General features: G+C 45.4%; 5 protein-coding genes. 1 reads left to right on the forward strand and 4 read right to left on the reverse strand.

Annotation, left to right across the window (positions count from 1 at the left end; genetic code table 11):
• Window positions 1-92: 92 nt before the first annotated feature.
• The 3 genes from QUA36_RS06010 to cobA form a co-directional block, all read right to left on the reverse strand.
• Window positions 93-332, reverse strand: a complete 240-nt coding sequence (locus tag QUA36_RS06010) for a Fic family protein (protein ID WP_333456133.1) — start codon at window positions 330-332, stop codon at window positions 93-95.
• 16 nt (window positions 333-348) lie between these two features.
• Window positions 349-492, reverse strand: a complete 144-nt coding sequence (locus tag QUA36_RS06015; protein WP_333456134.1) for a DUF2281 domain-containing protein — start codon at window positions 490-492, stop codon at window positions 349-351.
• Window positions 493-575: 83 nt separating this feature from the next.
• Entirely contained in the window at window positions 576-2,141 is a 1,566-nt protein-coding gene (gene cobA / locus QUA36_RS06020) for a uroporphyrinogen-III C-methyltransferase (RefSeq protein WP_333456136.1), read from the reverse strand.
• 142 nt (window positions 2,142-2,283) lie between these two features.
• Between cobA and QUA36_RS06025 the strand changes: the two genes are divergently transcribed.
• The gene (locus tag QUA36_RS06025; protein ID WP_333456138.1) at window positions 2,284-5,499 is read left to right on the forward strand and encodes a glycosyltransferase; all 3,216 of its coding nucleotides are present in this window, start codon (window positions 2,284-2,286) and stop codon (window positions 5,497-5,499) included.
• Between the two features lie 82 nt (window positions 5,500-5,581).
• Here QUA36_RS06025 and QUA36_RS06030 read toward each other — a convergent pair whose 3' ends face one another.
• Complete coding sequence (locus QUA36_RS06030) at window positions 5,582-15,436, reverse strand: tetratricopeptide repeat protein (RefSeq protein WP_333456140.1); 9,855 nt, start codon at window positions 15,434-15,436, stop codon at window positions 5,582-5,584.
• Window positions 15,437-15,449 lie beyond the last annotated feature (13 nt).

The raw sequence follows: 15,449 nt of genomic DNA on the forward strand, positions 1-15,449 counted from the left end.
TGCTTAATTCTTCCTTAGTCATCGTTCCCCGTGCGACTCGCATGACTAAATCCTATACTCCAATCGTCCGTCAAATTCAGAGTGCAAGCATTTCAACGCAAAAAGGTATCTGTCACTGCAAAAGCCGTTCGTTTATTGCCGTCAATAAAGAGATGATTCATCGCTATGTGATAGAGATAAGCAGCAGCTTGTTCGGCAATTTTCGGATGCAAAAATTGACCGCCAAAAGTTGCTTGCGGTTGAGCCAAAGCCGACTCCAACAAGCCTTCATCTCTAACGCAGGGAGTGCCACCAAATCTTTCTATCTGTCTGGCGTGGATATTGACAACCATACTTGGGCTGACAAAATTAGGAGTTGGCAAGGCGACGATAAACCTCCTTTCTTTCGCGTTCTGAATCTAGATATGCCTGCCATGCTTTGGCTTCTAGTTTTTGTTGTTCTTCTTCTTCAGTTTTTAAGGAACGGACAAATTCAAGCACTTTCAGCAGCACGAGTTCTGGTACTTGGTCGAGTTATTGAAGAAGTTGGTCTTTTGCGGTCATGTTTCTTTCCTCCTAATGATCGTACAACTATTTTACAACCTCGCTTGTGCCCATTCAACGATCGCCTCAGTCAGCCCAGCCAAGGTATATTCCTTAGCTTCCACATCTAACTTACCCAATAAATTTTGGCAGCTTTTGGAAGTTTCCGGGCCGATGGATGCAATGCAAACGTTTTCCAACCAATCCTTAGACAAGGACAATTTTGGGCTTTGTTGTATGAGGTTGCAAAAGTTATGTACGGTTTTGGAACTCGCAAATGTTATGATATTTATCGCTTGATTTTGGAGTGCGGATAGGGCGATCGGATCTATAGTTTCGGGACAGCAAGATTGGTAAGCTGGCACTTCTATTACTTGCGATCCTTTGGCGGTGAATTCTTTAACTAAAACTTCTCTGCCGCCGCTTTCTACTCTCGGAAATAGGATTTTGCAGTTTTGCAAGTTATCGGGGAAGTTCTCGACTAGGGAATCGGCGATAAAGTTGGGAGGAATAAAGTCTGGTTGTAGAGAGTGCGATCGCAAACTTTCTGCTGTTTTTTTCCCGACAACTGCTATTTTAATACCAAACAAACTCCGCGCGTCTTTGCCTTTTGCTTGTAATCTTTGAAAAAAGCAGTCTACAGCGTTGTGAGAAGTGAGAATTAACCAGTGAAAGCTTGACAATTGCGCGATCGCACTATCTAATGGTTCCCAAGTGGACGGCGGCCCAATTACCAAGGCGGGCATTTCGATAACACGAGCTCCTTGTTGCTGGAGTTGATCGCTAAATTCAGCCGACTGAGAAACCGATCGCGTGACTAAAATGGTTTTTCCTGCTAGCGGCAATTTGCTATTATTAATGGTGACAGGTGTATCGATCATATTTGTGCTTTCTGGCTGGATTAAATATTCGCGCAATCTAACTACTTCCCCAATTACGGTCACGCAAGGCGACAGAGATTGACCTGCTGTTTGCTGTACAATGTTGGAGAGAGTGCCGAGCCAAATTTGCTGTTCGGGGCGGCCACAATCTCGGATAATGGCGATCGGAGTTTCGGGCGATCGTCCGTGCTTTTGCAATTGCCAGACGATCTCACTCAAATTTCGCCCTCCCATCAATATTACCAAAGTTTCTATATGCACTAGAGCTTCCCATTCCAAAGCATCCGGTTCATGGGCGCTCATCACTGCAAAACAGCGACTCATTACCGGATCTGTGAGGGGAATTCCTGCTAGTAAAGGTGCGGCTAATGCGGACGATATTCCGGGTATTACTTCAAACTCGCAGCCCGCTGTGATTAATGCTTGAATTTCGGAACTGGAGCGACCAAAAATAAACGGGTCGCCGCTTTTTAGCCGCACGACTTGTTTTCCTAGTTGGCAATTTTTTACCAGCAACCGATTAATTTCTTCCTGCTGGGTGGAAGGTTTGCCGCCGCGTTTGCCGACTTCGATTTTTCGACAAGTTGCTGGGATTAATTCGAGTTGCGGGATGTCGATGAGGGCGTCGTAGATTAAGACTTCGGCTTGGGATAGCAGTTTGTGCGATCGCACTGTCATCAAGTTACAATCTCCGGGCCCCGCACCGACTAGATAAACTTTCCCTTTTGGGTTTTTCACAATTCCTCCTCGATAGTATAGTTGTATGAATATTGCTAGCCTATAGATAAGACGCGCCAAGGCGCACCCTACACTATAGTAAGACGCGCCGAGGCGCACCCTACGGTATACTCCGCAGTTTATTGTATTAGAAAAGCTATTTATGCAGATTATCATCATCACGGCGGCCGATGCAAATTACTTTGAATTGGTGCGAGGTACTATTTTATCGGTGCGGGAAAAACCCGAGGGCGAAAATGTGGCGATCGGCTTTTTCGATCTCGGCTGCACTCCCGAACAATTGCAGTGGTTAAAAACAAAAGTTAATATCATTAAAAAGCCCGATTGGGACTTTGACTTTCCGGGCAGAAATGAAGCTCCCGAACATTTAAAAGGACTATTAGTTAGACCTTGTTTGCGAAAATACTTTCCCAATTTTGATATATACCTTTGGATCGATGCGGATGCTTGGGTTCAAGACTGGAGAGCAATTAATTTGTTGGTTGAAGGAGCATCGCGCCGGGGACTGGCAATTGTTCCCGAAGTTCACAGGGCAAGCTTGCAGCAGTACGGGCAACTACCTCAGTTTTGGCAGTGGGTTTATCAACAATATGAAGCTAACTTTGGTGAAGAAACCGCTAAAAAATTCTACAGTTATCCGATATTAAATGCCGGAGTTTTCGCACTACGAAAAGATGCTTTGCACTGGGAAATTTGGGCGGAAAAACTCAATCAAGGATTGCAAAGATCCGGCTGTGTCATGACAGATCAATTTGCCCTCAACCTCGCTGTTTACAGTGGCGAATTGTTCAATCTCACTGAAATGCTCCCAGCTTGGTGCAATTGGATATTCAACGGTTTTCCGGTTTGGGACAAGCAGCGAGGCTGTTTCGTGGAGCCGTACTTGCCGCAGGAGGCGATCGGCATTTTGCATTTAGCTGGTCACCAGCAGTTTGACCGAGTACAATTTATGGCAACTGACGGCGATATACTGGAAATTACCGTCCGTTATCAACCTAAAAAACAGGAAGCAATACAAATATTTCAAGAACAAAAAATGACTTACCAACAACCTGAACTTAGCAAAAATAATTTATTACAACCAGGGGATTATGTTTCCCCAGGGTTCCAAATAATTATACCTGACTCCTATTTTCCCAATATGATTATTGCTGATCCAAATACGAGTAACTGGCCTTATTTGCGCCGGGAAGTTCCGCATAATTGGTATGCAGACAAGCGCTATCCATTCATCGGGTTTTTGAATCGCGACGAAGCCCACATCCTTTACAATACAGCCCTGCAATTCAAAGGTAAAAAAGCCTTAGAAATCGGCTGCTGGCTGGGTTGGTCGGCCTGTCACTTAGCCCTCGCAGGAGTTGAGTTAGATGTCGTAGATCCGCTGTTAGAAAGAGAGGACATCAGACAAAGCGTAATCGATTCAATTCAAGGTGCTCTAAATGCGTCTGGCGTTCAAACCTCAGTCGAGCTAATACCCGGCTATAGCCCCCAAAGAGTAGAAGAATATTCCGCTCAATTCAACCGCAAATGGTCGTTAATTTTTATTGACGGAGAACACGGAGGTGATGGGCCGTTAAATGATGCCATTGCGTGTGAAAAATTGGCTGAAGAAGATGCGATAATTTTATTTCACGATTTAGCGGCTCCCGATGTTGCTCAAGGTTTAGATTACTTGAAACAAAGGGGATGGCAAACAGTAGTATATCAAACAATGCAAATTATGGGCGCTGCTTGGCGGGGCAATGTCGAGCCAGTAAAACATCAACCCGATCCCAATATTTCCTGGCAGTTGCCAGCACATTTGCACGGTTACAATATTAGCAGTTTAGAGGCAATTAATTCTCAAACAGCCAGCCAAACCAATCAAAACCAACAGTCATCTTATACAAGAGATTTTTACCAATTAATCGGAGAAGGAACTCGCACTTCTGCTAGAGAAATTATTCCCCTGCTGTTAGACTTGCTGCAACCGATTTTACCTAAAAGTGTGGTAGATGTGGGCTGCGGTACGGGAAGTTGGTTAGCTGCGTTTCAAAAATTGGGAATTGCTGATTGTTTGGGAATAGATGGCGATTATGTCGATCGCACTCTTTTACAAATTCCTTTAAATCAGTTCCAATCCGCCGATTTAAAGCAACCGCTACAAATAAACCGAAAGTTTGACTTAGCAATTTCTTTGGAAGTTGCCGAACATTTGCCGACTACCTGTGCCGAAAACTTTGTTAATTCTCTCACTCAACTAGCACCGGTGATTCTGTTTTCTGCTGCGATACCATTTCAAGGAGGCGTCGAACACGTTAACGAACAGTGGCCACAATATTGGGTTTATTACTTTCAGAAAAACGGCTATGCAGTTATTGACTGCTTGAGAAAAAAAATATGGAACAATGACAAAGTAGAGCCCTGGTACGCTCAGAATATCTTGATTTTTGTTAAACAAGAATACTTGTCGGGATATCCGAGGTTAGTAAATGAATATCAAAATACCGATATAAATCAATTAGCCATCGTCCATCCCAAGATTTATTTTTACAGTTTGCAAACTGCTAGAAATTCGGCACATAATTTACAATCAGAAAGTGTCAAACAAGTTACAGCATCGCCACAATTGGCAGATCGACCTTTGGTATCTGTGATTATTCCCTGCTACAATCAATCTCATTTTTTGGTGGAAGCAGTAACTAGCGTGATTAACCAAACTTACAAAAATTGGGAAATTATCATTGTCAACGACGGCAGCTTAGATAGTACCAGCACAGTTGCCAAAAATTTAATATTAGCAAATTCCCAATATCAAATTACTCTTGTAGAACAAACAAATCAAGGGCTTTCAAGTGCTAGAAATGCGGGCATAGCAACCGCAAACGGTGAATACATCATGCCTTTAGATGCCGATGATATCCTAGCTGAAAACGGCTTGACTGACCTTTTAGAAATATGTTTAAAATCAAATGTACCTTGCGTAGCCTTTGGTTCTTATCAAATGTTTGGCACTGAAAATCGCATAGTACCAAGTTACGAGTTGTATTCGTCCGAAAATATCAAGAAATCTAACATGATTCACCCGTCTTCACTTTATCACAAATCTATTTTGGATTTGGTCAGCGGGTACAAAGTTGGGATGAAAGAAGGTTACGAAGATTGGGAGTTTTGGGTGAACTGCCACAAGCACAATATTCCCTTTTTGGGAACGAGAGAAGTCGTTGTCAATTATCGGCGTTCCCAGGGTTCTATGTTGGCAAAAGCTCAGCAATATCATCAAAAGTTGGTAGCACAAATTGTTTGTTACAACCGGGAACTTTACGATATGGAAAGCGTGAATAGTGCTGAAAAGCTATTGGGACAAATCGCAAGTTAATCTGGATTCTTTATTCTGTAGTCCGCAAAAACAAACTTTGTTTGTGTAGTAGCCACTTATGTTCGCCGGAAAAAGAGGATTATTAAAGCGAATTTGATATGACATCCAAAAAACGCTTAACCTGTTTTTCCCAAGTCCAATCCAGCATAAAGTTAGCCGCAGCTAAACCGATCCGTTTTGCTTCTTCGCGATTAGTATAAACTTGTTCCAAAGCCTCGACAACTTCTGCCACATCAGACTCTCCCCAACCTTCAACACCGGAAAAAGGAGCAGTCAGTTTAACTCGTCCTTGACTCCATAAAGGATAGCAAATGTGGCTGTAAATTAAGTCTAAGTGACCAGTATTTGCTGATAAAATAGTCGGGATTCCGCAAGCCATACTTTCCATTGCGACTAAATTAGTGCCGCCTTCACAGCGGTTAGTGAAAACAGCGCAGTCGGCTTCTCGCAAAATTTGTCCGGTGAGGTGATTGGGAATTAAGGCGATGTCTATAAAAGAGTCAATCGGCAAACCGTTAGCGACTAACCATTGGGAAATTGCTAAACTTCCGTCGCGGTTGATATTGGGAAGTCCAGCAACGTTTCCGGTTTGTTCGATTCCTAGCATATATTGAGGCCAGAAGTTGTGCCATGTTGTTAGTAACAAAGCCTCTGGATGTTTGGCGCGAAATCGTTTGAAAGCGGCAATTACAATATCTTGACCTTTGCGATATTCCAGTTTTCCACCTGAGAAGATGACGAAGCGATCGCCAAATAGATTAGATTTGGGTGCAGGATGGAAAATTGTTGGGTCAATTCCTTGATGTACCATCGCCACATTAGTCAAGCCGCAGCTTCTCAAAACATCCGCATTCCAGTTGGAACCTGCGACAATCGCGCTATATTTTTTGGCTGTTTCTAGTGCTTCTGCTGTGATTCGTGTGTCTTCAAAAAATATGACTCCTATTTGACAAGCGCTGGTAATTTGATTGTCAACTCCAGAGGATGCTAAATTATTCCCCAAAGCGTAAAGTACGGGAAAATTACAACTGATTTGTTTGTCGGAATTGGCTGCTACTAATTTCTGAAAAGTTTTGTGCTTTTCAATTACAGGTAACAACAGCGATTTATGCAGCGGATTCATTGATTCTGAGGTGATTGATGGCGGTGCTAAAAGTGCAACTTCCCAGGCTGGATTTTGCCGCAGTTGTAGTGTTAAATTCATGGCGTAAATTCCCCAGCCACTGGTGATGCTGATCGGCCAACTGATGCCCATTCCGGTAATTTGTGGGGGAGTTTCTGGGGGTTGGATTTGAGGCGGAGTTTCTGGGGGTTGGATTTGAGGCGGAGCCTCTGAATATGCGTTACCAGGCAGAGCCTGGTAACGAGAGAGAGGAGGGGAAATTAGCTGTTCTAAGGCTGCTTTTATACGATCGCAAACTCCATCCCAATCACCGACTTTTTGCTGCCTAAACAACCGCACAGTGGGATACCAAGGGCTATCTTCGCGTTCCAGCATCCAGCGCCAATCGGGCACGAAAGACAGCAAAATCCAGACTGGTTTGCCCAAAGCACCAGCCAAATGCGCCACAGAAGTATCTACGCAAATTACTAAATCGAGTTGCGAAATAATTGCTGCTGTATCGGCAAAATCGACGCAATGTTCGCTCAAATCTTCAATTTGGTGTTGATTTAATAAAGTGCGTGAAGCGCAGCTATCCTGTAGGGAATCACCCGCTGACAAATCTTTCTGAAGACTGTAAAAACTCACTCCCGGAACATCTACAAATTTCAAAAAATCGCTCAATTTACACGATCGCCGATGATTGTTGCGGTGCAGCGGGCCGCCCGCCCACACAATACCTACTTTTAGTTTATTGTTCGCCTCTAGGAAAAATTTAAAATCCTGTGGCGGAGCTAAATAAGGAATATTCGCCGGTATATTTTCCAAAGTCGTTCCCAGAATTCGCGGCAAACTTAGCAGCGGGGCTTGCACTTGAAAATCTATCAAGTCGCTAGGCTTGACTCCTACTCGATCTACTCCTGCAATTCCTTCAAATAAACGCTTCAGCAAGACATGACAAGCAACAATAACTTTGCCACCTTTTTGCTTAACTAACTGCGCGTAGCGGATAAACTGTATCGTATCACCAAAACCTTGTTCAGGGTGCAATAAAATTGTTTTTCCCTGCAAATCCGAGCCGTCCCAAAGTGGTTTCTCAAAAGAGCGCGGATCCAATTGTTGAGTTTGCCAGCGCGATTCGTACTCCGCAAAACCACGCTCAAAATTTCCAGTTAAGAGCAAAGCTAAGGCTAGTCTCAAGCGCCAATTTGGCGAGTTGGGACGTAGTTGAATTGCTTTATTGTAGAAGTCGATCGCCTCTGCGACTTTTCCTTGTTCTTCGAGGGCAGAACCCAAGTATAAGTTTGTTTCACTCAGGTTGGGATTGGTTTCTAGCGCTTGTTTGTAATGCGAAATTGCCTCGGTTATTTGCCCGTTTTCCTGTTTGAGATAACCTAAACAACTGTGGGCTTCTGCGTGGCTGGGTGAGGCAGCCATTACTTGTTCATAACGAGCGGCAGCTTCTGCTTTTTTACCTTGTTTTTCTAAGGCATTTGCTATGTGAAATTGTACCTGTGCGGGCGACAAGGCAAATCGAGGCGAAGCTTCGGTGTCTGCGTTATCAGGCACAGCCTGGGAACGAGTAGAGATTAGGTGTTTTAAGGCTGTTTTTACGCGATCGCAAACTCCCACCCAATCGCCCGGTGTTTGCTGCCGAAACAGTCGCGCAGTCGGATACCAAGGGCTATCTTCGCGTTCCAACATCCACCGCCAATCCGGCATAAAACATAGCAAAATCCATACCGGTTTACCCAAAGCACCGGCTAAGTGCGCGATAGCAGTATCCACGCAAATTACTAAATCTAGTTGCGATATCACCGCCGCAGTATCGGCAAAATCGTTCAAATTGTCGCTCAAATCTATCACGGGAATTTGAGTTAACAAAGTACGATCGCCCGCTGACATTTCTTTCTGAAGACTGTAAAAAGTTACACCGGCAATATCTAACAATTGCAGGAAATAGCTTAAATCGCTCGATCGCTGAAAATCCTTCAAATGTTCCACACTTCCCGCCCACGCAATCCCAACTTTAAACTTACCATCGGAATTTAGAGAAAATTGCCAATTCGGCGGCGCAGCTAAATAAGGAACATTTGCCGGTATATTTTCTAAATTTGTTCCGAGAATATACGGCAAACTCATCAGCGGTGCTTGCACTTGGAAATCGGGCAATTCATCCATCCGAACCGCCACTTGTCCGATGCCAGGAATCTGCTTAAATAAACGCTTCAGTTCTTGATAGCAAGAAATGATTACTTTGCCACCTTTTTGCTGGATAATTGCCGCGTATCGCACAAATTGAATCGCATCGCCCAAACCTTGTTCGGATCGGAGCAAAATAGTTTGCCCGTTCAAATCTGAACCGTCCCAAACTGGTTGGTCAAAATTCAACCGTGGTAATTTTTTCGCCTGCTCAGTTTGCCAGCGCCACTCGTATTCTGCTAAACCGCGCGGCAAGTCCCCAGTCAATAACAAAACTAAGCTTAAATTGAAGTGAGCCTTAACACAATTTGCATCAATTTCGAGAGCTTTCTTGTAACAAAAAATTGCTCGATTTACGTCTCCTAATTGTTCAACAGCACTCCCTAAATTAGTAATAGCTTCTAGATAATTCGGATTCAAAGATATTGCTCGTTCCAAACTAGAAATTGCCTGTTCTATTTTGCCCGCAGCCAAGCATAATGTTCCCAGGTGATAGTACCCTTGAGGATTGTTCGGTTCTACTCCAATTGCACGCTCGTAAAGGCGTTCAGCCTCGGCTAGCTGAGATTGTGTTTGCATTGCCGCACCCAAATTTACCAGCGCTGGCACGTAATTGGCATTGACAGAAAGTGCTTGATGAAAACACGCGATCGCACTCGGCAACTCGCCCTGCTGCTGGAGGATCGCGCCGAGATTGTTGAGAGCTTTGACGTAAACCGGATTCAGGGCGATCGCCTTTTGAAAGCAAGATACAGCATCGGGTATATTGCCTTGATCTTGCAGCAAAATACCCAAGTTATTGTGAGATTGAGCGCAGTTAGGGTCGATTTCGATCGCGCGCTGATAATAGGTGGCAGCTTCGGCTAAATTGCCTGTTTGGTGCAGCGTCACTGCCAAATTAGTGGTGGCTTCTATCGAATTAGACTGCAAAACCAAAGCATTTTTAAAATAAGCGATCGCCTCGGCAAATTTTCCTTGCGACTTGAGAATATTTGCCTGATTGAACTGTTTTTGATATAATTGAATATTGGTCTGAGTTTCTATTGGCGGTCGAGATTCTTGATGCTGACAAATTCTTTCTCTCAACGCCAAAGCAGCCCGATCTAAAACTCCTTCCCAATCCCCCGCTGTTGACTGACGAAACAGCCGCGCCGTCGGATACCAAGGACTATCTTCGCGTTGCAACATCCACCGCCAATCCGGCACAAAACACAGCAAAATCCACACTGGTTTGCCCAAAGCACCAGCCAAGTGTGCCACACAAGTATCTACAGAAATCACTAAATCCAGAGCCGATATTACAGCCGCAGTATAGGCCATGTCTTGCAAATTAGAGCTTAAATCTGTTACGGGCATTTGCTCTAACAAAGCGCTATCGTCTGCTGTCATTTCCTTTTGCAAGCTGTAAAATTCTGCTCCCGGAATATCTAACAGTTGGGACAACAAATTTAGCGGTAACGATCGCACTTTATTTTGGGAATGTTGAGAATTTCCCGACCACACAATCCCTATTTTCAAATTAGCAGTTTGGCGAATAGTACATTCCAAACCGGGCGGCGAAGCTAAATAAGGAACATTCGCCGGTATACTTTCTAAAGTTGTTCCCAAAAGGTGCGGCAAACTCATTAGATGCGCGCGAACTTGAAAATCTCGCGCATCCTCTGGATTAACTATTAACTCATCGATTCCCGCAACTTGTGCAAACAAGCGGTGCAAGTGCGGCAAACACCAAACAATTACCCTACCGCCTTTCTGCTTGACTAAATCTGCGTAGCGGATAAACTGAATTGCATCGCCTAAACCCTGTTCCGGGCAAAGCAAAATAGTTTTTCCTTGCAAATCTTTGCCGTCCCAAATCGGCTGTTGAAAACTGTAGTCCGGGTACTCTTTTTGTGGAAGCCGCAGTCGCCATTCGTACTCGGAAAAACCGCGCTGAAAATCTCCCGCCAGCAGCAAAGCTAAACCTAAATTTAGGTGAGATTCGGGGCTAGCGACATTGAATTTAACTGCTTGGCTGTAGTAGGTGAGAGCATCCGCAAATTGTCCGCGATTGTGCAAAGCACTTGCCAAACTGTAGAGGGGATTGATATAACCGGGTTTGAGTTCGATCGCCCGACGGTAACAATCGATCGCCTCTGCCATTTTTCCCGCTTCCTCAAAAGCTTTGCCGAGATTGTTCAAAGCTTGTGGAAAGTCGGGTTTCAGGCTCAAAGCTTGCTGATAGCAGGCGATCGCATCTTCAATTTTGCCCTGTTTGTGCAGGACAATTCCCAGATTGCAGTGAGCCTGTGCACTGGCTGGCAATTTCTGAATCGCCTGCTGGCAAAAAGCTAGAGCCTCATCTAACTTATCTTGGTTTGACAGCCAACTCCCCAAAGCGAGATCAGTTTCTGCCAAAGCCGGTTGCAGCGCCAGAGCTCGCTCGTAGTATGCGATCGCACGGTCAATTTGGCCCTGTCGGATCGAGGCGTAAGCTAAATGCTGCAGGGCGTCCACATAATTTGGCTCGATCGCGATCGCCCGTTCGTAATTCGCGATCGCCCGTTCGTAATTCGCGCCCGCTTCCTCCCCTTGTTGCTCCAAAGCAATTCCCAAATTCAAATAAGCCACCGCGCAATTAGGATTGACTTGAATCGCTTGCTCATAGCAGCTTATAGCCTCCGCCACATCCCCTTGCTCTTCCCGCAACAGGCCCAAATTAATCAGCGCTTCCGCGCAATTCGGGTTCAAAGACAGCGCCCGCTCGTATTCTGCGATCGCCTCTCCAGTCTCCCCTGCTTCCGCGAGCGCGCTGCCCAAATTGCTCGCAGTTTCCGCCAAATTCCCGTCGATTGCTAAGGCTTGTCGGTAGTGCGCGATCGCCTCTGTTAGCTGGCCGCTGTGCTGTTTGACAACGCCTAAATTGCTGTGCGCCGCTGCGTAATTAGGATTGATCGCGATCGCCCGCTCATAACATTTGATCGCACCGCCAAAATCGGCTTGCTGCTGCAAATCCACGCCCAACCGAAACTCTGCATCCGCCGAATCCGATGGCACAAATGCAGCCGCAACCGCGCCTAGAGCTTCCGCCACCCGATGGAAAACGTCCTCCCAGTCGCCCCGCTGATGCTGGCGAAACAGTCGCGCCGTCGGATACCAAGGACTATCTTCACGCTCCAACAGCCACCGCCAATCCGGCGAAAACGCCAGCAAAATCCACACTGGTTTGCCCAAAGCGCCCGCCAAATGGGCGACAGCGGTATCGACACTAATGACTAAATCCAGTTTGGCGATCGCAGCCGCAGTATCGGCCAAATCGCCAAAATGCGGGCTCAAATCTACGATCGACGTTTGATTCAACAGCGCGCGATCGGCCTCGGAAACCTCTTTCTGCAAGCTGTAAAAACTTACTCCCGAAACCTCCAAAAGCGGCAGAAACTGACTCAAACTGCACGAACGCTGCTTGTTTTTGCGGTGTTTTGGATTCCCCGCCCAGACAATGCCAACTTTCAAAGTGCGATCGGGCAACAGTCCAAATTCAGCACCTGCTGGCGGAGATAAATAAGCAGTATTTGCCGGTATTGTTTCCAGATTTGTACCGAGAATATACGGCAAACTCAACATCGGCACTTGCAAGTCAAATTCCGGCAACGGCTCGCCTTTAACTATTAGCAAATCAATGCCGTCAACCGTGGCAAACAAACGGTGCAATTGCGGGTAACAGCCAACAATGACCCTACCGCCTTTATTTTTGACGATCGCAGCATAGCGAATAAACTGAAGCGAATCGCCTAAACCTTGTTCGGCGTGCAGCAAAATAGTCTTTCCCTGCAAATCCGAACCATCCCATAGCGGCCGGTATTCTCTCGCCGAAACAGTATTATCCGGCCCCGTCAAAAAACAGGAATGACCAGTATGAAATTCTTTTATTTGCCAGCGCCACTCGTATTCAGCGAGACCATTTTCCAAATCTCCCACCAACAGCAAAGCCAAGGATAAATTCAGGTGAGCGCTAGCGTGATTTGGACTTAAATGAATCGCTCGTCTGTAGCAGGATATCGCATCTTCTACCGCGCCTTTTTCCAGAAACGTCCTGCCTAAATTGTTGATAGCTTCCACAAAATCCGGCAGCAATTCTAGAGCTTTGTGATAATACTCCAGCGCATCTTCTAAATTGCCCTGTTCTTGCAAAACAGTTGCCAGATTGTTATAAGCTTCCCAGCTATGCGGATTAATTTCCAGCGCTCGCCGGTACAACTCGATCGCCCTGAAAAGTTCGCCTTTTTCTTGCTGCGCCACAGCTAAATTAATCAGTGCGGGTACGAAATCCGGTTCAGCGACAAGAGCTTGCTCATAATGTGCGATCGCCTCTTCCACTTTACCTTGTTCCTCAAAAATCTTTGCCAAGTTGTAAGCTGTTTGAGGAATATTTGGATCGATGGCTAAAGCTTCTCGGTAATGCGACATAGCTGCGTCCAATTCGCCCTTTTCTTGCTTGAGAAAACCAAAATTAATCCGCGCTTGGACGCAATTTGGATCAAGAGATATTATCTGTTCGTAAAGGGCGATTGCCTCTTCCCTATCGCCTGTTTCCATTAAATGCTCTGCTTGCCGCAATAAATCCTCTAAAACAACCAAGTTCTCCCCGCCGTTTCCGATCGCAACAGATGTCTCAATTCCCTGCGATTGCTTATCTGCGGAGCCTTCTGCCAACTCTTCGCTCGCAATCAAAAATATTTTTTCACTCTCTTGAACTACGCTTGTATCTGCCTTTTTGAGGGTCACAGAATCGATGAAAGCCGTATGATTAGCAGTCATTGCGAGTGAAACGAAGTCAAGCGAGTCTTTGGCATAATCCTCGGAATAACTAACAGTATTGGCGCTCGCAAAAGAACTCAAAGCCGCCTGTACATCCTCAAACAATTCTTGCCAAATTTCCGGCTGATCTTGGCGAAAAAGCCTCGCAGTTGGATACCAAGGATTATCTTCACGATCCAGCAGCCAACGCCAGTCAGGAGCAAAAGAAAGCAGCACCCAAACCGGTTTTCCTAAAGCACCGGCTAAGTGCGCCACAGCCGTATCGACAGTAATGACTAAATCCAGTTGAGATATAGCCGAAGCGGTATCAGCAAAGTCGTTCAAATGCGGAGTTAAATCCGGCACTAAGTGTTGATGCAACAAAGTGCGATCGCTCTCGGACAAGTTTTTTTGTAAACTATAAAAAGCAATTCCCGGAACATCCAAAAATCGAATAAAATCGCTCAAACTGCAAGAACGCTGATTGTCTTTCCGACGCTTCGGACTCCCAGCCCAAACAATCCCTACCTTCAATTTGGCATCAGAAGAAAGCGCAAATTTGCACTCAGCAGGCGGAGCTAAATAAGGAACATTTGCCGGTATTGTTTCCAGAGTTGTCCCGACAATTCGCGGCAAACTCATCAGAGGTGCGTGAACATCAAATTCTGGCAAACCTTCCAAACTAACTGATAAATATTCAATACCAGCAACTGTCGCAAACAACCGCATCAGTTCTGGATAGCAAGCCACCATAACTTTAGCGCCTCTGCTGCGAAGAATCGGCGCGTAGCGAATAAACTGAATAGAATCGCCAAAGCCTTGCTCGACGTGGAGTAAAATAGTTTTACCCTGCAAATCCGAACCATCCCAAACTGGCTGTTTAAATTGCCTCGGTTGTAGTTGCGGAGTGCGCCACCGCCACTCATATTCAACAAAACCGCGCTGAAAATCTCCGAACAATAGCAAAGTCAAACCTAATTCCAGGTGTGCGATGGCGTTGTCGGGCTGCAATTCCAAGGCTCGACTGTGACAAGAAAAAGCCTCTTGAAACTCTCCTAAATCGACCAAAGCGTGTCCGACATTGTTAATAGCCTCCACGAAATCTGGCTTTAAGTTTAATGCTTGTCGGTAGTGGGATATTGCTGCTTTTGCATTGCCTTGTTCGTGGTAAAATGCTCCTACATTGTTGTGAGCTTCGGGATTGTTGGGGTCGAGTTTTACCGCTTGCTGGTAGCAGTTGAAAGCTTCGGCTAATTTACCTTGCTGCTGGAAAACTGTTCCCAATTCCATCAGGGAATATGTCAAATTTGGATTAATTTTTAAAGCGTGTAGGTAACAGGCAATTGCCTCGCTTAATTGATTTTTTTGTTTAAATAAATGTCCTAAGTTGTGCGCTGTTTCGTGCAGGTTGGGGTCAATTCGCAGCGCTGTTTGGTAATATAAAATTGCTGAGTCTATGTCAGCGAGTTGCTGTTTGATCCAGCCCAAATTATTGTAGGCGAGTGCGGAATTTGGCTGGATTTTGATGACTTGTTCGTAACTGGCGATCGCCCTTTGATACTCGCCTACATCCAGTAAAAGATTAGCCTTATTTAAATGTGCTTCTACAAAATCGCGGTTTTGGGCGATCGCCTTTTCGTAAAAGTCGATCGCCTCTGCAATCTTTCCCTGTTGTCTCGCCGCTATTCCCAACAAACACAGCACGTTTGCTGATTCCGGCTGCACTTCTATTATTTGCCGATACAAATTCTCAGCTTCTAACAAACGTCCCGCTTGGTGATGTTCCCAAGCTAATTTCAAAGAGTCTTCGGCACCCAGTTTGCAGGCAGATTTCCGCGATTTTTTTTGAGAAGCCATAGTTGTCTTGGTT

It is taken from the genome of Microcoleus sp. Pol10D4 (assembly GCF_036701555.1).
Classification (GTDB): domain Bacteria; phylum Cyanobacteriota; class Cyanobacteriia; order Cyanobacteriales; family Microcoleaceae; genus Microcoleus.